Origin of the sequence: Micromonospora sp. KC723, assembly GCF_004348595.1 — a bacterium.
Classification (GTDB): Bacteria; Actinomycetota; Actinomycetes; order Mycobacteriales; family Micromonosporaceae; genus Micromonospora.
Genome location: NZ_SMKD01000010.1, coordinates 55,728 through 75,603, shown reverse-complemented (window position 1 = coordinate 75,603; position 19,876 = coordinate 55,728). Strand labels below are relative to the sequence as shown.

General features: G+C 71.6%; 16 protein-coding genes, 1 pseudogene and 1 riboswitch. Of the genes and pseudogenes, 8 read left to right on the top strand and 9 right to left on the bottom strand.

Annotated elements, in window-relative coordinates; all coding sequences use genetic code 11:
• The coding region (locus tag E1165_RS04685; RefSeq protein WP_207916560.1) for a cellulose-binding domain-containing protein at positions 1-346 on the top strand (346 nt) is incomplete at its 5' end.
• A gap of 308 nt (positions 347-654) precedes the next feature.
• Here E1165_RS04685 and E1165_RS04675 read toward each other — a convergent pair.
• The 7 genes from E1165_RS04675 to E1165_RS04645 all read right to left on the bottom strand — a co-directional run bounded on the left by E1165_RS04675 (position 655) and on the right by E1165_RS04645 (position 9,714).
• Positions 655-2,766: an alpha-glucuronidase gene (locus E1165_RS04675; RefSeq protein ID WP_132388056.1), complete on the bottom strand. Its 2,112-nt coding sequence runs from the start codon at positions 2,764-2,766 to the stop codon at positions 655-657.
• On the bottom strand, positions 2,763-3,452 hold the full coding sequence (locus E1165_RS04670; protein ID WP_132388054.1) for a DUF624 domain-containing protein: 690 nt from the start codon (positions 3,450-3,452) through the stop codon (positions 2,763-2,765). The genes E1165_RS04675 and E1165_RS04670 overlap by 4 nt, the downstream gene beginning before the upstream one ends.
• On the bottom strand, positions 3,449-3,670 hold the full coding sequence (locus E1165_RS04665; RefSeq protein WP_132388052.1) for a hypothetical protein: 222 nt from the start codon (positions 3,668-3,670) through the stop codon (positions 3,449-3,451). Before E1165_RS04665 ends, E1165_RS04670 begins: the two co-directional genes overlap by 4 nt.
• Positions 3,671-3,732: 62 nt before the next feature.
• The gene (locus E1165_RS04660) at positions 3,733-5,364 is read right to left on the bottom strand and encodes an extracellular solute-binding protein (protein WP_132388050.1); all 1,632 of its coding nucleotides are present in this window, start codon (positions 5,362-5,364) and stop codon (positions 3,733-3,735) included.
• 48 nt (positions 5,365-5,412) lie between these two features.
• The gene (locus E1165_RS04655; RefSeq protein ID WP_132388048.1) at positions 5,413-6,336 is read right to left on the bottom strand and encodes a carbohydrate ABC transporter permease; all 924 of its coding nucleotides are present in this window, start codon (positions 6,334-6,336) and stop codon (positions 5,413-5,415) included.
• On the bottom strand, positions 6,333-7,313 hold the full coding sequence (locus E1165_RS04650; RefSeq protein ID WP_132388046.1) for a sugar ABC transporter permease: 981 nt from the start codon (positions 7,311-7,313) through the stop codon (positions 6,333-6,335). The genes E1165_RS04655 and E1165_RS04650 overlap by 4 nt, the downstream gene beginning before the upstream one ends.
• A gap of 10 nt (positions 7,314-7,323) precedes the next feature.
• Positions 7,324-9,714, bottom strand: a complete 2,391-nt coding sequence (locus tag E1165_RS04645) for a glycoside hydrolase family 3 N-terminal domain-containing protein (protein ID WP_132388044.1) — start codon at positions 9,712-9,714, stop codon at positions 7,324-7,326.
• Between the two features lie 349 nt (positions 9,715-10,063).
• On the opposite strand from E1165_RS04645, the gene E1165_RS04640 reads away from it, so the two are divergent.
• A complete protein-coding gene (locus E1165_RS04640) occupies positions 10,064-11,047 on the top strand; it encodes an acetylxylan esterase (protein ID WP_132388042.1) in 984 nt (327 codons plus the stop codon).
• Positions 11,048-11,317: 270 nt separating this feature from the next.
• On the opposite strand, the gene E1165_RS04635 is transcribed toward E1165_RS04640, so the two are convergent.
• Positions 11,318-12,757, bottom strand: coding sequence for a non-reducing end alpha-L-arabinofuranosidase family hydrolase (locus tag E1165_RS04635; protein ID WP_132388040.1), 1,440 nt, complete (start codon positions 12,755-12,757; stop codon positions 11,318-11,320).
• Positions 12,758-13,387: 630 nt separating this feature from the next.
• Between E1165_RS04635 and E1165_RS04630 the strand changes: the two genes are divergently transcribed.
• A complete protein-coding gene (locus E1165_RS04630; RefSeq protein WP_132388038.1) occupies positions 13,388-15,502 on the top strand; it encodes a cellulose binding domain-containing protein in 2,115 nt (704 codons plus the stop codon).
• A 180-nt stretch (positions 15,503-15,682) separates the two neighbouring features.
• Here E1165_RS04630 and E1165_RS04625 read toward each other — a convergent pair whose 3' ends face one another.
• Positions 15,683-16,531 carry an SDR family oxidoreductase gene (locus E1165_RS04625; protein ID WP_132388036.1) on the bottom strand — a complete coding sequence of 283 codons (849 nt, stop codon included), beginning with the start codon at positions 16,529-16,531 and terminating at the stop codon, positions 15,683-15,685.
• Between the two features lie 106 nt (positions 16,532-16,637).
• On the opposite strand from E1165_RS04625, the gene E1165_RS04620 reads away from it, so the two are divergent.
• The 5 genes and pseudogenes from E1165_RS04620 to E1165_RS04605 all read left to right on the top strand — a co-directional run bounded on the left by E1165_RS04620 (position 16,638) and on the right by E1165_RS04605 (position 19,870).
• Positions 16,638-17,006, top strand: a complete 369-nt coding sequence (locus E1165_RS04620) for a helix-turn-helix domain-containing protein (protein ID WP_132388034.1) — start codon at positions 16,638-16,640, stop codon at positions 17,004-17,006.
• Positions 17,007-17,081: 75 nt separating this feature from the next.
• A riboswitch (SAM riboswitch) is annotated at positions 17,082-17,193 on the top strand.
• Between the two features lie 32 nt (positions 17,194-17,225).
• Complete coding sequence (locus E1165_RS30325) at positions 17,226-17,354, top strand: hypothetical protein (RefSeq protein ID WP_256370639.1); 129 nt, start codon at positions 17,226-17,228, stop codon at positions 17,352-17,354.
• Between the two features lie 93 nt (positions 17,355-17,447).
• Complete coding sequence (locus E1165_RS04615) at positions 17,448-18,305, top strand: ABC transporter substrate-binding protein (protein ID WP_132388032.1); 858 nt, start codon at positions 17,448-17,450, stop codon at positions 18,303-18,305.
• Positions 18,306-18,345: 40 nt separating this feature from the next.
• Positions 18,346-19,140 (top strand): amino acid ABC transporter permease, encoded by a 795-nt coding sequence (locus tag E1165_RS04610; RefSeq protein WP_132388030.1) that lies wholly within the window; start codon positions 18,346-18,348, stop codon positions 19,138-19,140.
• Positions 19,140-19,870 (top strand): annotated as a pseudogene (locus E1165_RS04605) (amino acid ABC transporter ATP-binding protein). The gene E1165_RS04610 and the pseudogene E1165_RS04605 overlap by 1 nt, the downstream one beginning before the upstream one ends.
• Positions 19,871-19,876 lie beyond the last annotated feature (6 nt).

The window sequence follows — 19,876 nt, the reverse complement described above, 5'->3', positions numbered from 1 at the left end:
GCCCACCACGACCCCGCCCACGGCCGGCCCGGCAGCGTGCCTGGTCTCCTGGACGGTCAACCAGTGGACCGGTGGGTTCACCGCTGACGTACGGATCACCAACCGGGGGCCGGCGGTGACCGGGTGGACGTTGACCTGGTCGTTCGGGGCCGACCAGCGGGTCATCAGCGCCTGGAACGCCCAGGTCAGCCAGTCCGGGGCCGCGGTCACCGCCCGCAACGTCGCGTGGAACGGCAGCCTTCCCCAGGGCGGCACGGCCAGCTTCGGCCTCCAGGGCAGCTACGGCACGGGCAACCCGCCGCCGACCGGCTTCCGGCTCAACGGCACTGCCTGCCAGATCGGCTAGCGCCGGTCAGGTCGCGGTCGGGTGGGTCGCCGGCGGCGCGGACCGCTCGGCACCCACCATCCGGCGCGGACCGCATCGCCGCACGCTCCACATCGAGCCGTGACGCAACGGGGCACGGCCGACGCCGGGCAACACGGCGAGCTGTCGACACCTGCGGCGAACGGCTACCTGCACCCGGCCGAGACGCCCGGCCTCGGGGGTGGACATCGACGAGGAGGCGGCGGCGGCCCGGTGCCCGTACTCGCCGGCGTACCTGCCGTGAACCGGTTGCCAAACGGCACCGTACACCCGTGGTGCGGCCGGGCGGGTCAGTGGATGCGGCGCCCCCGCGCGTCCGGCACCCCCGACTTGCGGAAGAAGTACGTGTTGATCTGGTCGCGCCACTCGACGGCGCAACGCAGCTGCTCGTCGAGGCGCTCGGCCACCCGCTCGTACACCGCCGGGTCGATCACCCCGGCGAGCCGCCGCCACCGCCGGCGCATCCGCTCCACCTGCCGGACACCGGCGAAGTGGGTGTCGTAGATGTGCTGCACCACCGTCACGCCGCTGCGCAGGACGTGCCCGTACGGCACGTGGTGGAAGAAGAGCAGCAGCTCGTCCGGGCACCGCCGACGTGACTCGTACACCTCCGACCACGGCGGCGGGTACTGCCCGGTGAAGCCCGTCCCGGTGGCCCGGGTACGGTCCACGCCGACGCCGTCGCGGTCGGCGAAGTGGTAGGTGCCCCACGGCGTGTACTCGTACCCGTCGACGTCCGGGCCGTAGTGGTGCCCGGGACGGACCATGAACCCGACACCCAGCGGGGCGGTGTACCGCTCGTAGGTGCGCCAGGAGTCGTCCAGCACCGCGTGCAGCGTCTCCCGCACCAGCGCCGGGTCGCCCGTGGTGGACGGCGGAAAGGTCAACCCGATCCACTCGTCGAGGACCGCGGTCGGGTCGAGACCCGGATCCCAGGCGAGCCGGCCGAAGGCGTACAGGTTGGCCTGGGCGAGGGGGTGGCCGGTCCAGAACGGGTCGTCGCCCACATTGGAGACCGCGACCAGGCCGCCGCCGGCCGCCAGGTCCGCCACGGTACGTCCGTCCGGACCCCACGGCCGAAACCTGAGCACCTCGCTCCACCACGGAGCCAGGTAACAGGCGTGCCGCTGCTGGCCGGTGTACTCCTGGGTGACCTGCAACTCCACCGCCAGCCGGGTGGCCGGCATGGCGGCGAGCACCGGGGAGACCGGCTCGCGCGGCTGGAAGTCGATCGGACCGTACTTCACCTGCAGGATCACGTTGTCCCGGAACCGCCCGTCCAGCGGGACGAAGTGGTCGTACGCGGCGCGGGCCCGGTCGGTGGAACGATCCCGCCAGTCCTGCTGGTGCTGGTAGACGAACGCCCGCCAGTGCACCACTCCCCCGTGCGGGGCGAGCGCCCCGGCGAGCAGGTTCGCCCCGTCGGCGTGGTCACGCCCGTACGCGAAGGGGCCTGGCTGCCCCTCCGAGTCGGCCTTCACCAGGTAACCGCCGAGGTCCGGGATGCGGTCGTACACCCGCGCCGTGGTGGTCTCCCACCAGCGGCGCACCCGCTCGTCGAGCGGGTCGGCGGTGGGCAGTCCACCGAGGAGCACCGGGGCGGCGAAGGTCACCGACAGGTGCGCCCACACGCCGTACGGGCGCAACACGTCGGCGATCCAGGCGACGTCGTCGAGCCGGTCGGTGAGCAGCCTCGCCTCGGTGGCGTGCACGTTGACGTTGTTCACCGCGACCGCGTTGACCCCGCAGGAGGCCAGCAGCCGCCCGTACGCCCGCACCCGCTCCCGGTCCCGCAGCGCGACGCCGTCGCGCCAGAAGATCGAACCACCGGCGTAGCCCCGCTCCACCTGTCCCATCACCGGGTGCCGGGCCACGTTGTCCCAGTGGTCGAGCATCCGCCGGCGCAGCGCGGGCCGGTGCCGCTGCGCAGCCCGCACGTCGAGGGCTCCCGCACCCAGCCGGACCAGGTGGAACAACCCGTACAGCAGGCCGGCCGGCGCGTCGGCCAGCACCACCGTCACGCCGTCGACCCGGGTCAGCAGGAACCCCTCGTCGTCGAGGGGCACGCCGTCGTCGGCCCAGGCCGCCGACGCCGGCAGCGGTTGCGCGCCCCGCAGCGCGAACACCAGGTCGACATGGTCGTCGGCGGGGCCGGGGGGCGGCGACACCGCCACCCCGGCCCGGACCCCCGGGGTGAGGGGACCGACACCCGACGCGGCGCCGGATTGCGCCGGATGCCGGTCCCCCGTACGCCGGGCCTGCCCGCCGTGGGTCGCGCAGGCCCGGGCGACCTCGTCGAAGACGGTGTCCACGAGCAGGCCAGCGCCGTGCACCAGGACGCGGCACCCGCCGACCGTCCGGAACGCCGCCGGCGGCAGCCAGGCGGGGTGCACGTCACTCACCGGGTGAACTCCTCGCGCACGGTGTCGATCACCGGTTCGTTGACCCGCAGGAACGCCAGCACCAGCACCGAGCCGAGCAGCGCCAGCACCGCCTCCGAGAAGACCGCGGTGATCCCGGTCGCGGCGGCCAGCAGGAGCAGGTTGCCGACCGTGGCGCTCGGGGAGCGCACCAGCAGGTGCGGCGCGAGCCGGAGCACGTCCCGGGTGCGGAAGGTGAACAGGGCGGTGACCACCAGCGCCTGGGCGGCGCAGAGGGCCACCAGCGCGCCGACGCCAAGCAGCGGCACCGCCCACCAGGACGGCACGGCCACGGCGTCGAGGTGGGCGAGGTTCACCGCGATGACGGTCAGCCACAGCAGCGCGGGCGCCCAGATCCGCAGCACTGCCGGCAGGTTGGCCCGGTAGCCCCGCCAGAAGAGCGCGGCGGGCCGCAGCTCGGTCAGGTCCGCAGGCTGGTGGCGCAGGGCGTACAGGGCGGCGGAGACCGCCGGGCCGACCGGGAGCAGGCCGGCCGCGACCAGCGGGAGATTGCTGACGTCCCGGTCGAGCAGGAGCAGCGGGACCAGGGCGGGCAGCGTGGTGAGCAGCAGCAGCAGCTCGACGACGAGCAGGATGTGCACGTACGCGGCGACACGCGACAGCGGCCCGGTGCCGAACTGCCGCCAGGTCTGGCCCGCGTCGGTCATGCCTCCTCCTCCCGGCCGGGTCGGCCGAGCAGGCGGCCCTCGTCCCACCAGGGCGGGGTCTCGTCCACCACCGGGGTCAGCTCGACCAGGGTCACCTCGTGCCGGGCGAGCCGCTCCGGCGCCCGGTCGAGGCCGGGGACGTCGACCGGCGCGTTGGCGCAGGTGCGCCAGGCGTCGGTCAGCCGGCCGACGGGGTGCTCGGCGACGCTGGTGCGCATGCTCGTCCTCCGGTCGTCGCCGGGTGGGCCGGCCGGGCGGTGTCACCGGCCGGCCCACCCGGTCAGCCGTTGCTCTTCTGGAACCGCCCGTACGCCTTGTTGACCATGTCCAGGTACTGCTCGGAGTTCTTGGCCTTCAGTTCACCGACGTAGGCGTCCCACTCGGTGAGGGGCCGCTGGCCGAGGATGAACTTCAGGCTGTTCTGGGTGACGTGGTCCTTGAGCGGGGTCTCCCAGAGCGACGCCTGCTCCCGCTCCTCGTCGGTCAGCGGGTACGGCGGCGCGACCGCGATCGGCGTGCGACCGTTCATCACCTTCTGGAACTCCAGCTCCTCCGGGGGGAAGAAGGACTGCACCAGGTCCAGCTTGCCGCCGTAGGCGAACACCCCGTTGGCGAAGCCGAAGTCCTTCTGCAGGTGCTTGCTGCCCCTGGGGTTGAGCCCGACGATGGTGACGTCCGGCGTGGGGGCCCGCCTGCCGGCGGCGTCCTTGGTGTACGTGGTCCCCTCCACACCCCACTTGGCGAACTCCTGGCCGGCGTCGGAATAGTAAAGCCAGTCGATGAACTGCATCATCGCCACGAAGTTCTTGCTCTCCCGGGCCTTCGAGGAGATCATCACGCCGCTCTCCAGGCGCGAGGCCGGGTTGATCTCACCGGCCGGGCCGACCGGCAGCGGGATCTTGACCAGCCTCGCGTTCGGCTGGGTCTTCGCCAGGTCCGGTCGCAGTTCGTTGACCAGGGTCTGCGCGTTCGCACTGATCACGAAGGACCTGCCGTTGGCGAGCTTCTGCCGGGCGGCGTCGTCGCTCTGGGTGAAGCTCTCCGGGTCCATCAGCTTCTCGGCGACGAGCTTGTTGAGGAACTGCAACATCTGCTTGTACTGCTCGCTGGCCCCGGTGTAGACGAACTTCTTCTCGCCCGGCACCCAGGTGGCGTGCTGGTAGTTCCAGCCGGCCAGGGTGCCGTACGACGCGCCGAGGAAGTTCAGCAACGCGCCGCCCGGGGTGGGCTTGCCCCACCGGTCGGAGAACGGGTACGTGTCCGGGTACCGCGCCCTCATCGCCTTGAGCATGGTGTACACGTCGTCCCAGGTCTTCGGCACCGGCAGACCGAGCTGGTCGAGGACGTCGGCGCGCACCGCCAGCGAGTACTCGTGCCAGGGCTTCTCGTGCATGCCGGGGAGCACGTAGAACTTGCCGTCGGACTGCCGCAGCGTGTCGATCTCCGGTTGCATGCGCCACTTCTCGATCTTTTCCGTGAAGTGCGGCATCAGGTCCAGGTAGTCGCTGACCGGCAGGACCGCACCGGAGGAGACGAAGGGGCTCGCCTGGGCGGGATACGTCTTCGGGATGATCATCGGCGCGTCGCCGGCCCCGATGAGCAGGCTGCGCTTCTGCTCGTAGTCACTGGCCGGCACGACCACCGGTTCGAGCTTCACGTTGGTCCGCTTGGTGATCTCCGACCAGAGCAGCCAGTCCTCCTTCAGCGGATAGAACGTGTGGTTGTTGTAGAGCATGGAGAAGGAAACCGGCTCGGTGGCGGTGAACTGGTCGCCGACGCCGTAGTCGGCCATCGCGCCGGCCCGGTTGCCAGAGAGGTCCTTGTTTGGCTCCTCCTCCGAACAGGCCACGAGGGTGAGGGTGAGCAAACCGACCACGGCAGCCGCCGCGCGGCGCCAGGTCTGCTGGAACATGGCTCGTCCTTCCGGTTCGGGTGGTGGGATTGGTGTGGAACCGATCGGCTATCCCTTGACCGCGCCGAGCATCACGCCGGACACGAAGTACCGCTGGATGAACGGGTAGACCGCCAGGATGGGCAGGGTGGTGAGCACGATGGTCACGGACTGGAGGGTGGCCGCCGCCTGGACCGCGTCGGCGTCGGCGACCCCGCCGGCGGACTGGGCCCCGGTGGCTCCGGCGATGAGGTTGCGCAGGTAGACCGTCACCGGGAACATGTCCTGCTGGTCCAGGTAGAGAAACGCGGTGAACCACGAGTTCCAGAAGGACACCGCGTAGAACAGCACCATCGTGGCGATGACCGCCTTCGACAGCGGCAGCACGATCCGCAGCAGGATGCCGTACGTGTGCAGACCGTCGACGGCGGCGGCCTCCTCCAACTCGGCCGGCAGGCTCTCGAAGAACGCCTTCATCACCAGCAGGTTGAACACGCTGATGGCGTTGGGCACCACCACCGCCCAGACGGTGTTCTTCATGCCGAGGCTGGTGATCAGCACGTAGTTCGGGATCAGGCCCCCGGAGAAGAACATGGTGAACACGGCGATCCCGACGAGCGCGCCGCGCCCCTTGAGCTGCGGCTTCGACAGCACGTACGCGTAGCAGGTGGTGAGCACGAGCGCGATGACGGTGGCCAACACCGTGTACATCACGGTGTTGCGGTAGTTCGTCCAGAACATCGCGTCGGACATGACCAACCGGTACGAGGTCAGGTCGAACCCGCGCGGCACGAGGCTCACCCGGCCCGCGATGATGTACGCCTCGTCGCTGAGCGAGCGGGCCACGATGTTGAGGAACGGGTACAGCGTCACGACCACGACGCCGGTGAGGATCACCCCGTTGATCGCCTGGAACACCCGGTACCCACGGGTCGGCCGGATCCCCCGCCGCCGGGCCGTGGGCGGGCGGCGCGCGGCGCGGTCGACGGTCACCACAGGCCCGCCCCGACCGTGCGGCGCGAGATGGTGTTCGCGGCCAGGACCAGGACCAGCCCGATCACGGCCTCGAAGAGGCCGATCGCGGCGGCGTAGCTGAAGTTGCTGGACTCGAAGCCCATCCGGTACAGGTACGTGGAGATGACGTCGGCGGTCGGGTACGTCAACGGGTTGTAGAGCAACAGGATCTTCTCGAAGCCCACCGCCAGGAAGGTGCCGATGTTGAGGATCAGCAGCGTCACCATCGTCGGCCTGATGCCGGGCAGCGTGACGTGCCAGGTCTGCCGCCACCGGCCGGCCCCGTCGATGCGGGCCGCCTCGTACAGGTTGTCGTCGATGGTGGTGAGCGCGGCGAGGTAGAGGATCGTGCCCCAGCCGACCGTCTGCCAGACCTCGGAGGAGACGTAGATGGTGCGGAACCACTCGGGTCGTTGCAGGAACGGCACCGGGTCGCCGCCGACGGCGCGGACCAGTTGGTTCACCGTCCCGTCCACCGACACCATCTGCATGACCATCGCCGCCACGATCACGATCGACAGGAAGTGCGGCAGGTAGGACACCGACTGCACGAACCGCTTGAGCCTGCGGGCCCGTACCTCGTTGAGCAGCAACGCCAGCACGATCGGCAGCGGAAAGCAGAACAGCAGGCTCAGCGTGCCCAGCACCAGCGTGTTGGTGAACACCTCCCAGAACGTCGGGTCGGTGAAGAACATCCGGAAGTACCGCAGGCCGACCCAGTACTCGCCGAAGATGCTGCCACCGGGCTTGAACCGGCGGAACGCGATCACGTTGCCGAGCATCGGCAGGTAGCGGAAGACCAGGAAGAACAGCAGCGGCAGGACGGCCAGGGAGTAGAGCTGCCAGTCCCGGCGCAGGGCCCGCCGCCAGGTCCGGCGGCGGCGTGGTCGCGGTGCGGGGGTGGCCGCCGGTGGAGACTCCCGGGCCCGCGGCGGCCGTAGTGTCTCGGACGTCATCCTCGGCCTCCTAGGCGACGGCGGCCACGACGGGCTCGACCCACGCCGAGGTCAGCAGTTCCCGCCGGTGGCCGACCGGACGTTCGGCGCCGGTCAGCCGCAGCGGCACGCTCGCCGCCGTCTCGCCGCTCGACCGGCCGAACCGCAGGTCGACCTCGCCGGGCTCGACGACGCGCCGGCCGGCCCGTCCGGTGAACGACGCGATGTCGGCCGGCACGTCGAAGGTCACGTACGCCGCCGCGCCGGGTTCCAGCGGCACCCGGGCGTAGCCGACCAGCCGTACGACCGGCCTGGTGGTCTGCGCGACCGGGTCGTGCAGGTACAACTGGACCACCTCGGTGCCGGCCCGGGATCCGGTGTTCCGGACGGTGACCCGGACCGTCACCTCGCCGTCGACCGGCCAGTCGGCCGGCTCGGCAGAACCGGCGCGCAGTTCACCGGCCGGCCCCAGCACCCCCGCGTCGGACCAGTCGAAGGTGGTGTAGCTCAGCCCGTGGCCGAACGGGTGCGCCGGGGTGGGGTCGACCGACGACACCTGCGAGCGGCGTGCCAACGGCGGCGACAGGTAGGTGGCCGGCAGGCCGCCGGCGTCACGCGGCACGCTCACCGGCAGCCGGCCGGACGGGTTCACCGCGCCGGTGAGCACCTCGGCGAGCGCCTGCCCGCCACGCTGACCGAGGAAGAACGCCTGTACGACAGCCGCCGCGGCGTCGAACTCCGGGCCCAGCGCGTAGGGCCGCCCGGCCATCAGCACCAGGACGACCGGGGTGCCGGTGGCGAGCACGGCCCGCGCCAGGTCGGCCTGCACGCCGGGCAGACGCAGGTCGGCCACGTCGCAGCCCTCGCCGGAGGTGCCCCGACCGAACATGCCCGCCCGGTCGCCGAGGGCGAGCACGCACACGTCGGCGTCGCCGGCCGCCGCGACGGCCGCCGCGATGCCGGAGGTGTCCTCGCCCGTGATGGCGCAACCCGGCTCGTGGACGACGTCGGGGACCAGGCGGGCCAGCTCGTCGCGGAGCGAGGGGATGTCCAGCCCCAGCCCGCGCTCGGGGTGCCGGACGCCGACGTGGTTGGGGAAGGAGTAACAGCCGAGCAGCGCCAGCGGGTCGTCGGCGACCGGGCCCACGAGCGCGACCCGGCGACCGGCGGGCAGCGGCAGCACCCCGTCGTTGCGCAGCAGGACGACGGACTCCCGGGCCAGGCGTAGGGCGAGGTCCCTGCTGGCCGCGTCGTCGAGGCGCAGGCTCTCCACGTCGTCCGGCAGCGCCCGCCAGTCCTCGTCGAGCAGGCCGAGCTCGACCTTCTGGATCAGCACCCGGCGCAGCGCCCGGTCCACCAGCGCCTCGTCGACCTCGCCCGCTCGGACCGCGGCCACCAGCGGGGCGCCGAAGGTGTCCACCGTGGGCAGTTCGACGTCGATGCCGGCCCGCAGGGCGAGTTGGGCGGCCTGCGCCGCCCCGCTGGCGACGCCGTGCAGGGTCTGCAGGAACCGCACCGCGAAGTAGTCGGCGACGACCGTCCCGGTGAAGCCCCACTCGTCGCGCAGCAACCCGGTCAGCAGCCCCTCGTCGGCGGCGACGGGCAGGCCGTCGATCTCGGCGTACGAGTTCATCACCGAGCGGGCCCCGCCCAGCCGCAGGGCCATCTCGAACGGCGGGAGGACGACGTCGGCGAGTTCCCGGGGGCCCATCGACACCGGGGCCAGGTTGCGCCCGCCCCGGGAGGCGGAGTAGCCGGCGAAGTGTTTGAGCGTGGCGATGACACCGGCCCGTTCCAGACCCCGCACGTACGCCGCGCCGGTCGTCCCGACCAGATACGGATCCTCGCCGATGGTTTCCTCGGTGCGCCCCCAGCGGTAGTCGCGGGTGACGTCGAGTACCGGGGCGAGGCCCTGGTGCACCCCGGCGGCGCGCATCGACCGGCCGATCCGGCCGGCCATCGCCTCGACCAGTTCGGGGTCGAAGGACGCGCCCCAGCTCAGCGGGGCCGGGTACACGGTGGCGCGCCAGGCGGCGAACCCGGTGAGGCACTCCTCGTGCACCTGCGCCGGGATCCCGAACCGGCTCGCCGCCACGATCTGCTCCTGGCTGGCGGCCAGGGAGCGCGCGCCGAGGACCGGGTCGACCGGTGCGGTGCCGAACGGCCGGGTCAGCTGGCCCAGCCCGTGCCGGATGAGGGTGCTCCACGACGGCGAGCCGTCGACCATCTCGGCCTGGTGCGGGGCGACGCCCTCCCCGGAGCCGTCGGCGCCCACCCACACCCCGACGAGCTGGGCGACCTTCTCCTCCAGAGACATCAGTGGCACGAGCGCCTCGACCCGTTCAGCCGGCGGCAACCGCGTGTCGCGCCACGCGGCGGTGCGGGCCGCCGGGCTGGTGTCGACGGGCGATTGACCTCTCATGCCGAACCCCTTAGCTGCGACGAGGCCCGCCGTCACGGGCAGGGCGACGGCGACGGCGGCGACGTCCGAAAGTTTCGGAAATATAGCCGCTCGCTTTCGGCAACCTATGGCCCACCATCAGGGCATGTCAAGGGTCCCAAAGGGAGGGAGGGTGCCCTACCCTGGGCGTACGAGCCGCGCGGGACACCGGAAGGAAGTCCCTCCCGAACTCCGGGTTCGCGGCCCGACCATGCCACAGCCTCCGAAAGTTTCGAGAATCTTGCCGAGATGATGATGGCGCTGTCCCGTCCACTCGCGCCGTAGGCCCCCGCCCCGCCCCCGCCGATCCGGCCAACTCCTGCGAGGATCCATGCCCCGGTTCGATCTCCCGCTCGACGAACTCCGGCAGTACGCGCCCACGGTCACCGAGCCCGCCGACTTCGACGAGTTCTGGCGCGACACGCTCGCCGAGGCCACCACCCGCCCGGCGCTGCTCGACATCCGACCGGAGGCAACCCACCTGCGGCTGGTCGACTCGTGGGACGTCACGTTCGCCGGCTTCGCCGGCGACCCGGTCCGGGCCTGGTACACCCGGCCGGCCGGGGTGGACACACCGCTGGCCACGGTGGTGGAGTACGCCGGCTACGGGCGCGGGCGCGGCCTGCCACACGAGCGGCTGACCTGGCCGGTGGCCGGGTACGCACACCTGCTGATGGACAACCGGGGGCAGGCCGGGCAGTACGGCGTGGGCGACACCCGGGACCCGCACGGCGCGGCCGGTGGGCCCTGGCCGGTCACCTGGGGGATTCTCCGCCCGCACGACTACTACTACCGCCGCCTGATCACCGACGCGGTCCGGGCGGTCGAGGTGGCCCGCGCCCTGCCCGGCGTCGACCCGACCCGGATCGTCGCCGCGGGCAACAGCCAGGGCGGCGGGCTCGCCCTGGCGGTCGCCGGGCTGGTCGACGACCTCGCGGCGCTGCTGGCCACCGCCCCGTTCCTCTGCCACGTCCAGCGGGCCGTCGAGTTGACCGACGCCTCTCCGTACGGCGAGATCGCCCATTACCTGGCCGCCCACCGGGAGGCGGAGGAGGCGGTGCGGCACACCCTGTCCTACGTCGACGGGGTGACCTTCGCCCGCCGGGCAGCGGCCCCGGCGCACTTCGGGATCGGGCTGCGCGACACCGTCTGCCCGCCGAGCACCGGCTTCGCCGCCTACAACCAGTACGGCGCCGGCCGGTCGGATCCGCCGGCGCGGGAGATGCACACCTACCCGTTCAACGGCCACGAGGGCGGTGAGGCCGTACACGTCCGCCGTCAACTGCGCTGGCTGGCAACGGTGCTCTCGGGGTAACCGACGCCTGTCGGCCCTTGCGCCAGGCCTCCCATGGTCCACTCAGCCTGCGCCGGACCGCGGCACCCCGGCCCATGGCTGCGCCAGACCGCGCTGTCCCGGGCGCGGAAGCCGACAACCCGGCGCGAACGGAGACGGTCTTCCCGGGCGCGCACCGGTCGGCATGGGCAGACCCCGGTCCCCTCCGGGCACGGAGCGGCACCGGGTCTGCCCGGACGGCCCCGGCGGTCGGCAAGGCGACACCGGGGCCGTCCGGCGGAAGCGAACCGGTCAGCAGGTGGAGTTGGTCTGGGTGAGCAGACCGAGGCGCCAGGGCAGGCTGTTGTAGTCGCCGCCGGCGTTGGGGTCCATGCCCTGGTAGAGGAACTGCATCCGGCAGGGGCTGATGGGCAGGGTCTGGTCGTTGCCACTGCGGACCAGCTCGCCGTGGCTGATGTCCCGGGTCCAGGCGGTGCCGCTGAAGGTGACGTTGTTGGCCCGGGCGAACGGGTTGTTCTCCTCGGCCGCGAGCGCCTGCCAGGGGCCGGCGATGCTGCTGGAGGTCCAGGAGCGGAACCAGCGGCGCCCGTCGCTGCCGATCGCCTCGACCAGGAGCAGGTAACGGTCACCCACCCGGTAGACGTTGGCGGCTTCGAACAGCCGGTGCGGGTTGGCGTCCTGCATCGCGATGACCGGCTGGCTCATCCCGTTGGGGAAGTTGGCCACGCTGGTCTGGGACCGGTAGAGGTGCCCGTTGTCGTCGGAGGAGAACAGGTGGCAGTCGGCGCTGTCACAGATCACCCACATGTCGACCCAGTAGCCGTTGCCGATGTTGTCCCGGATGATGTCCGGCATGCCGCTGTAGAAGTGCTTCGGCGCGGTCCAGCCGTTCGGGTTGCTGATGTCGGGGTTGGTGGAGTACGACGCGTTGCCGGTCTGGTAGACCAGGTACCACAGCCGCTGCGGGGCGAAGTAGAACACCTGCGGCGCCGCCCGGTAGCCGGTGCCCAGCGGGGCCTGGTCGAGGTAGTGGAATGTCGCCGAGCCGGCCTGCGACCAGTCGGCGAAGTTGAAGTAGACCAGGTTGTAGCCCGACGACTTCGCGGTGCTGGCAAAGACGTGGTAGCGACCGTTGTGGTACACCACCGACGGATCCTTGATCCCGGCGATGTTCCGGCCGTCGGCCTTGGGGCCCACCAACGCGCCGGTGGAACTCCACCGGAAGCTGCTCGGCAGGCTGCCGCCCGGCGGGGGCGTCGTGGGCGGCGGCGTCGTGGGCGGCGGCGTCGTGGGAGCAGGCGTGGTCGGTCCCGGGCTCGCTCCGGTACAGGCGGTGCCGTTGAGGTTGAAGCTGGTCGGGGCCGGGTTGCTGCCGGACCAGGAGCCGTTGAACCCGAACGAGACACTGGCGTTGCTGGCGATGTTGCCGTTGTAGCTGACGTTCCTGGCGGTCACCTGCGCCCCGCTCTGCGCCACGGTGGCGTTCCACGCCTGGGTGATCGTCTGTCCGGCACTGAAGGACCAGGTGAGCGTCCAGCCGTTGACCGCGTCGCCCAGGTTCGTGATGGTGACGTCGGCGCCGAAGCCACCGGTCCACTGTGAGGTCACGCGGTAGGTGACCGAGCAGGCCGGGGCGGCGGCCTGGACCGGCAGGACGACGGCAGTCCCGGCGGCGAGCAGACCGGCGGCGGTGGCCGCGAGCATGGCGCGCGCTGTGGTTGTCCGGGGCATTCCGGATCCTTTCGATGGATGTGTCGGGTGGGCTGCCCGGGTGGGCGTCGACGGAGGTCACGCGGAGGGTCGCACCGATGGCAGCGGGTGCCTGCCGGCGTGGTGGCGGGACGAGCACGGGGACGCGGACGCCGGACGCGCGACTCCGCCCGCCGGACGGGGGGGGTGGCATGGTGCCGGGGTGTGGTCGCGGTGTTCGTGCCGCCCGGAGCCGGTCGCGGCCCCCGCACCCACATCAGAGGTGGTGTCGCCCTCGCCGCCGGTGACGATCTGCCCGCTCGCGACGTCGACCCGCCGCCAACCGGTCACCGGAGCGTGCCCTTCACTCCCGTGCAGCAGGATAGCGTGTTATCCCTCACACCCTCAAGGGATCGACCGAAGGCAATGGCCTCGCCGATCCGACCACTTGAGGAGGCGCCGAACCGTGTGGGATTCTTGACCGTCGATGGATTTGCCCCGCGCGGGGGCACGCTCGCCCATGGGCACCCGGGCATCCTCCGGGGGGCGACACACCTGCGATCGCGCAGTCGACCAGTCCGTCCCCGACTCCGCCCGCCGTCTGTCCCGGCGTGATCCCTTCGCCACCGGTCGGGCGAACCCTGTCGTGATCTGACGCGAAGGAAACCCGACATGAACACTGCGACGCCCCCCGCGTGGTCCCGGCACGTCGTGCCGCCGGGTCGACCACGGACCCGCCGCGGCCGCCGGACGGCGCTGGCGGCGAGCCTGCTGCTCGCCGCCAGCTTCCTCACCGGAAACCCACCGACTGCCAGTGCCGCGTCCGCGCCGGTGGCCGTGACGGTGAACGCGCGGGCCGGCCTGGCGACCGTGCCGGACACCGCGCTCGGCGTCAACCACGCCATCTGGGACGCCAACCTCGGTACCGACCAGACGTCGGACCTGCTCAAGGCGGCCGGGGTCCGGATGCTGCGTTACCCGGGCGGCTCGTACGCCGACATCTACCACTGGAAGGACCACACCGCGCCCGGCGGGTACGTCGCCCCCGGCACCGACTTCGACACGTTCATGGCCGCGGCCAGGCGGGTCGGCGCCCAGCCGATGATCATCGCCAACTACGGCACCGGCACCCCGGCGGAGGCCGCCGACTGGGTGCGGTACGCCAACGTGACCAAGGGCTACGGCGCCAAGTGGTGGGCGGTCGGCAACGAGAACTACGGCAACGGCCACTACGGCTCGGCCTGGGAGGCCGACCACCACCCCGACAAGAGCGCGACGTACTACGCGAACCTGGTGGTCGAGTACGCCGACGCGATGAAGGCGGTCGACCCGAGCATCAAGGTCGGCGCGGTGCTGACCATGCCCGGGAACTGGCCCGACGGGATCACCGCCGGCAACGACCCGGGCCCGTGGAACCAGACGGTGCTCTCCATCGCCGGCCCGAAGATCGACTTCGTCGACGTGCACTGGTACCCGGGCGGCACCGCCGCCGAGTCGCTGGCGCGGGTCAACCACATCCCCGACGCGGTCTGGCTGCTGCGCCAGGAGATCGCCCGGTACGCCGGCCCGAAGGCCGCCCGCATCGACATCAGCCTCACCGAACTCAACGTCGAGCAGGGCCGCAACACCCAGCCGGGGGCGCTGTTCCTGGCCGACGCCTACAGCGGGCTGCTGGAGAACGGGGTGTTCACGGTCCAGTGGTGGAACGTGCACAACGGCATCGACAGGGTGTCCGAGGTAGCCGGGCACACCGACTACGGCGACTACGGGATGCTGTCCAGCGGTGGCTGCACCACCGACGGCTCGGTCTGCCAGCCGCCACTGAACACGCCGTTCGCGCCGTACCACGGGCTGTCCATGATGAACCTGTTCGCCCAGCCCGGAAACCAGTTCGTCCGGGCCGGCACCGATCAGCCGCTCGTCTCCGCGCACGCCGTACGCCGGCGCAACGGGGAGGTGGCGGTGCTGCTGGTGAACAAGGACCCGGACAGCGCGCACCCGGTGACCATCGACTACGCGGGGTTCACTCCGTCGGCCGCCGCACCGACGGTGCACACCCTCACCAACGGGGCCGGCGGCATCACCAGCGGCCAGAGCGGCAGCGCGACCAGCCGGACCCTGCCGCCGTACTCGTTGACCACGCTGGTGGTGCGCCCCGCCGAGGTGGTCACGGGCGGGCCGGCCGCGCCCCGCACGCCCGCCGTCAGCGCGGTGACCGACCGGAGCGCGACCATCTTCTGGCCCGCGCTGCCGCCCGCGGCCGGCCCGCCGGTCAAGTACGAGGTGTACCGGCAGCACGGGGCGGTCAGCGAGCAGCTCGGCGAGACGACCGGCAGCTCGTTCACGGTCGGCAACCTGACCCCGGGCACCCGGTACACCGTCAACGTGCTGGCCCGGGACACCGCCGGGCGGGTCTCCTGGTCCTCACCGCCGCTGACCTTCGTCACCGACAATCCGACCGGCAGCGCCTGTGCCGTCCGCTTCACCAAGAACAACGACTGGGGCAACGGCTACATCGGCGGCGTTGACATCGTCAACAACGGCGTCAACCCGATCGACGGTTGGACGCTCACCTGGACCTGGCCAACCACCTGGCAGCAGGTCAGCAGCGGTTGGGGCGCCAACTGGGCGCAGGTCGGCACCACCGTCACGGTCACCCACACCGGCGACAACCGGAAGATCACCCCCGGTGGCAGCGTCAGCGCCGGCTTCGTCGGCGCGTACGGCGGTCCGAACGTCCTGCCGAGCACGTTTCGGCTCAACGGCGCCGTCTGCACCACACTGTGACGACCGGGGGCCGGGCAGCCCGTGACCGATGACCGCCGGCGGGGGTCCGTGGACCCCCGCCGGCGGTCAGGTCAGGTAGGCGGCAGCGCGTCGCGGCCCGGTCGATCCGCATCGCCGCGAGCAGGTCGTCGTCGACTGTCGCGCTGCCCCGGCGGTGCCGCCGGGGCAGGACGACACCCGTCAGAGCGTGGCGCGGATCGCCTCGGCCAGGGTGGTCGGGCGGCGGCCGATCAGCTTCTCCAGGTCGGCTGCCGGCACGTACAGCTCACCCCGGGCCAGGCCCTGGTCGGCGTCGGCGAGGACGGCCGCGTACGCCTCGGGCAGCCCGACGGAGACCAGCAGCGCGGTGTACCCGTCGACCGGCAGGTCGGTGTAGCGGATCTCCCGGCCGGACTGCCGGGACAGCTCGTCGGCCAGCTCGGTCAGGGTGAACGCCTCGCCGCCCAGCTCGTACACCTGACCGGCGTGGCCATCGGTGGTGAGCACCTCGGCGGCGGCGTCGGCGTAGTCGGCGCGGGCAGCGGCGCTGACCCGGCCGTCGCCGGCGGATCCGGCGACCCCGTGCGCCAGGTAGGTGGGCAGCTGGCCGGTGTAGTTCTCCAGGTACCAGCTGTTGCGCAGCAGCACCAACGGCAGGCCGGAGGCGCGCAGTTCCTCCTCGGTCGCCCGGTGCTCGGCGGCCAGGGTCATCCGCGCGCTGTCGGCGTGGGCGATGCTGGTGTAGGCGACCAGCCCGACGCCGGCCTCGCGGGCGGCGGCGACCACGTTGCGGTGCTGGGCCAGCCGCTGGCCGACCTCGCTCCCGGAGACGAACATGAGCTTCTCGGCCCCGTCGAACGCGGCCCGCAGCGAGGCGGGGTCGGTGTAGTCGGCGGCGCGGACGACGACCCCACGATCGGCCAGGGCGGTGAGCCGGGTCGCGTCGCGGCCGAGCGCGACGATCTGGTCGGCCGGGACGCCCCGACGCAGCAGGGATTCGACGATCAGGCGGCCCAGGTGGCCGGTGGCGCCGGTGACGACGATCGACATGACGTGCTCCTTAGATGCGGAACGCAACTTGCATCCCTGGTCAACGGGAAGGATTCCCCGGTACTTCCCGTTGGAGAGAAGGCACCTTGAAGTACGTCGCGAACTGATGGAGAGTGAGCAGGTGGAGCCCGACCCGTTCAACCGCAACTGCGGCAGCCGGCAGATCCTCGACCGCATCGGCGACCGGTGGAGCGTGCTCGTGGTGCTCACCCTCGCCGACGGCGGCAGGCGCTACAGCGAACTGGCCGGCCGCATCGACGGCATCAGCCAGAAGATGCTCACCCAGACTCTGCGCGGCCTGGAACGCGACGGCATCGTGACCCGCACGGTGCACGCCAGCGTCCCGCCCCGGGTCGACTACGCCCTCACCGACCTCGGTCGCGATCTGCTCAGCCTGGTCGCCGGGCTGGAGGCGTGGGCCACCACGCACCTGGCCGAGGTGGAAGCCGCCCGCGCCCGCTACGACGCCCGCTGAGCGGTAAGGGGTGAGAGTGAGGGCCGTCATAACAGCTGGACGATCACCCCGGCGCTGCTGCTAGCCTTCTGGACAGGTCATGAGCGCCAGCGTCAAGCCCCGGCTCGCTGGCCGGCAACCCTCCTCCACGGTGGGGTGCTCCGGGTGAAGACCAGGCACCGGCGCAGCGCCGGTGCAAGCGTGGCCTGGCTCCCAGGTCAGCACCGACCCAGGAGAACCGTGTCTGCTGAACCTCTCGTCCCGCCCCTCGGCGGCGCCCCGCCGGTCACCGGCGTCACGCTGGTCCGGCGGCGGCACATCGACCTGATGCGGGTCTGCAGCGACGGCTGTCGCCGCCCGACCCCGTAGTCGACCTCCCACCGATACCCCCACGGCGCGCCCTGTCGGCGGGCCGTCCCCGGCGCGCGCCCACGCCCGCCGGCGTTCAGCCTGGAGAAACCTGTGCGATTCCTTCCTGCCCTGTCCAAGGTAGCCGCGCTCGGCACCGCCGCCGTCCTCGCCGCCACCACGCTGACCGCCTGCGGCGGCAACGACGCCACGGGCGACGCCAGCAACCCGTACGGCCTGCTCCAGCCCGGCGTACTGCGCGCCGGCACGCTCACCGACGCGCCGCCGAACGTCTACCTCAAGGACGGCAGGTTCACCGGCTTCGACAACGATCTGCTGGTCGCCGCCGCCGCGAAGGTCGGCCTCAAGGTGGAGTTCGTCGGCACCGACTTCTCCGCCCTGCTGTCGCAGGTCGCCAACCACAAGTTCGACATCGGCAGCTCCTCCATCACCATCACCGAGGCGCGGAAGAAGACCGTGGACTTCGGCAACGGCTACGACTTCGGCTACTTCGGCCTGGACGTGCCCGCCGGCTCCACGATCGACGGCTTCGACCAGCTCGCCGGAAAGCGGGTCGTGGTCGTGCAGGGCACCGTGCAGGACGACTACGCCACCGGCAAGGGCCTGAACCCGGTCCGGGTGCCGGACTACAACGGCGCGATCAACCAACTCAAGGCCGGCACCGCCGACGCCTGGATCGCCCCGGCCGAGATCGGCGAGAAGTCCGCCGCGGACAGCAACGGCAAGATCAGGGTGGCGGCCAAGGAGCTCAGCCCGGCCCCCACCGCGTACGCCTTCGCCAAGGGCAACGACAAGCTGCGCGAGGCGCTGAACAGGGGCCTGGACGAGGTCATCGCCGACGGCACCTGGACGAGGCTCCAGGAGCAGTACTACCCGGGCCGGCCGATCCCGGCCGAGTTCACCCCGGGCAGCGGCACGGTGGCCGTGCCGTCGGCGTCGGCCAACTCCTGACGGTACGCAGACCGGACGAGCGGGGCGGTAGGAGAATTCGATGGATCCGTTGAGCACCCTGTGGGAGACCTTCTTCGACTGGGACTCCATGCGCGAGGCGCTGCCCGAGATGCTCACCGTCGGGCTGCCCAACACGCTGATCCTGGCGGTCTCCGCCGCCCTGCTCGGCTCGGTGCTGGGCATGCTGCTGGCCGTCGCCGGCATCTCCCGTACCCGGTGGTTGCGCTGGCCAGCCCGGGTCTACACCGACGTGTTCCGCGGCCTGCCGGCCGCGGCGACCATCCTGCTCATCGGCGTCGGCCTGGCGCCGCTGGGCATGCGGGTCTGGGGCCCGAACCCCTACCCGCTGGGCATCCTGGCACTGTCGCTGATCGCCGCCGCCTACATCGGGGAGATCTTCCGCGCCGGCATCCAGAGTGTCGAGGCGGCGCAGCTGGAGGGCGCTCGCGCGCTCGGCTTCTCCTGGGGCGAGGCGATGCGGCTGGTGATCGTTCCGCAGGGCGTACGCCGGGTCCTGCCGGCCTGGGTGAACCAACTGATCGCCCTGATCAAGGACTCCAGCCTGGTCTACTTCCTCGGCCTGCTGGCCAGCCAGCGGGAGCTGTTCCGGATCGGACAGGACTACGCGGCCAACACCGGCAACCAGTCGGCGCTGCTGCTGGCCGGCCTGTTCTACCTGACGCTGACCGTGCCGCTGACCCACGCGGTGAACGGGATCGACCGGCGGCTGCGCCAGGGCCGTACGGTGGCCGTGCACCCGGACGACGACGGCGGGCTGGCCGTGGCCGGCGAGAGTGCCCTGCCGCCGGAGACCGCCGCACGAAAGGAGCCGTGATGACCGAATCGGTCAGCCTCACCGTACGCGACGTGCACCTGTCCTTCGGGGCCAACACGGTGTTGCGCGGCGCCGACCTGGACGTCGCCCGTGGTGGCACCGCCTGCGTCATCGGCCCTTCCGGCTCAGGCAAGTCGACCCTGCTGCGCACCATCAACCGGCTCATCGAGCCGGACTCCGGCGACGTGCTGCTCGACGGGCGCAGCGTGCTGCGCGACGACCCGGACGCACTGCGCCAACGGGTCGGCATGGTCTTCCAGCAGTTCAACCTCTTCCCGCACATGACCGTGCTGCGCAACATCACGCTGGCGCTGCGAAAGCTGAAGAAGCTGTCCGAGGAGGAGGCCGTCCAGGTCGCCCGCACCCAGCTCGACCTCGTGGGACTGGCCGCCAAAGCCGACTCCCGGCCGGCGCACCTGTCCGGCGGGCAACAGCAGCGGGTGGCGATCGCCCGCGCGCTGGCCCTGCAACCACAGGTGATGCTCTTCGACGAGGCCACCTCGGCGCTCGACCCGGAGCTGGTCAAGGGCGTCCTCGGCGTGATGGCCGACCTGTCGGCCGGCGGGATGACCATGGTGGTGGTCACCCACGAGATGGGCTTCGCCCGTTCCGTCGCCGACACCGTCGCCTTCATGGACCAGGGCATGGTCCTCGAAGCCGGCGAACGGCCGCGATCTTCGAGGCCCCCGAACATCCCCGGCTGCGCCGCTTCCTCTCCCAGGTGCTCTGACCCGGC

Excerpts from the sequence above, each read along its gene's own strand:
- E1165_RS04650 (WP_132388046.1), bottom strand. The coding sequence starts at position 7,313 with ATGACGTCCGAGACACTACGGCCGCCGCGGGCCCGGGAGTCTCCACCG.
- E1165_RS04620 (WP_132388034.1), top strand. The coding sequence starts at position 16,638 with ATGGAGAGTGAGCAGGTGGAGCCCGACCCGTTCAACCGCAACTGCGGC.
- E1165_RS04630 (WP_132388038.1), top strand. The coding sequence starts at position 13,388 with ATGAACACTGCGACGCCCCCCGCGTGGTCCCGGCACGTCGTGCCGCCG.
- E1165_RS04640 (WP_132388042.1), top strand. The coding sequence starts at position 10,064 with ATGCCCCGGTTCGATCTCCCGCTCGACGAACTCCGGCAGTACGCGCCC.
- E1165_RS04665 (WP_132388052.1), bottom strand. The coding sequence starts at position 3,670 with ATGCGCACCAGCGTCGCCGAGCACCCCGTCGGCCGGCTGACCGACGCC.
- E1165_RS04645 (WP_132388044.1), bottom strand. The coding sequence starts at position 9,714 with ATGAGAGGTCAATCGCCCGTCGACACCAGCCCGGCGGCCCGCACCGCC.
- E1165_RS04635 (WP_132388040.1), bottom strand. The coding sequence starts at position 12,757 with ATGCCCCGGACAACCACAGCGCGCGCCATGCTCGCGGCCACCGCCGCC.
- E1165_RS04625 (WP_132388036.1), bottom strand. The coding sequence starts at position 16,531 with ATGTCGATCGTCGTCACCGGCGCCACCGGCCACCTGGGCCGCCTGATC.
- E1165_RS04660 (WP_132388050.1), bottom strand. The coding sequence starts at position 5,364 with ATGTTCCAGCAGACCTGGCGCCGCGCGGCGGCTGCCGTGGTCGGTTTG.
- E1165_RS04610 (WP_132388030.1), top strand. The coding sequence starts at position 18,346 with ATGGATCCGTTGAGCACCCTGTGGGAGACCTTCTTCGACTGGGACTCC.
- E1165_RS04670 (WP_132388054.1), bottom strand. The coding sequence starts at position 3,452 with ATGACCGACGCGGGCCAGACCTGGCGGCAGTTCGGCACCGGGCCGCTG.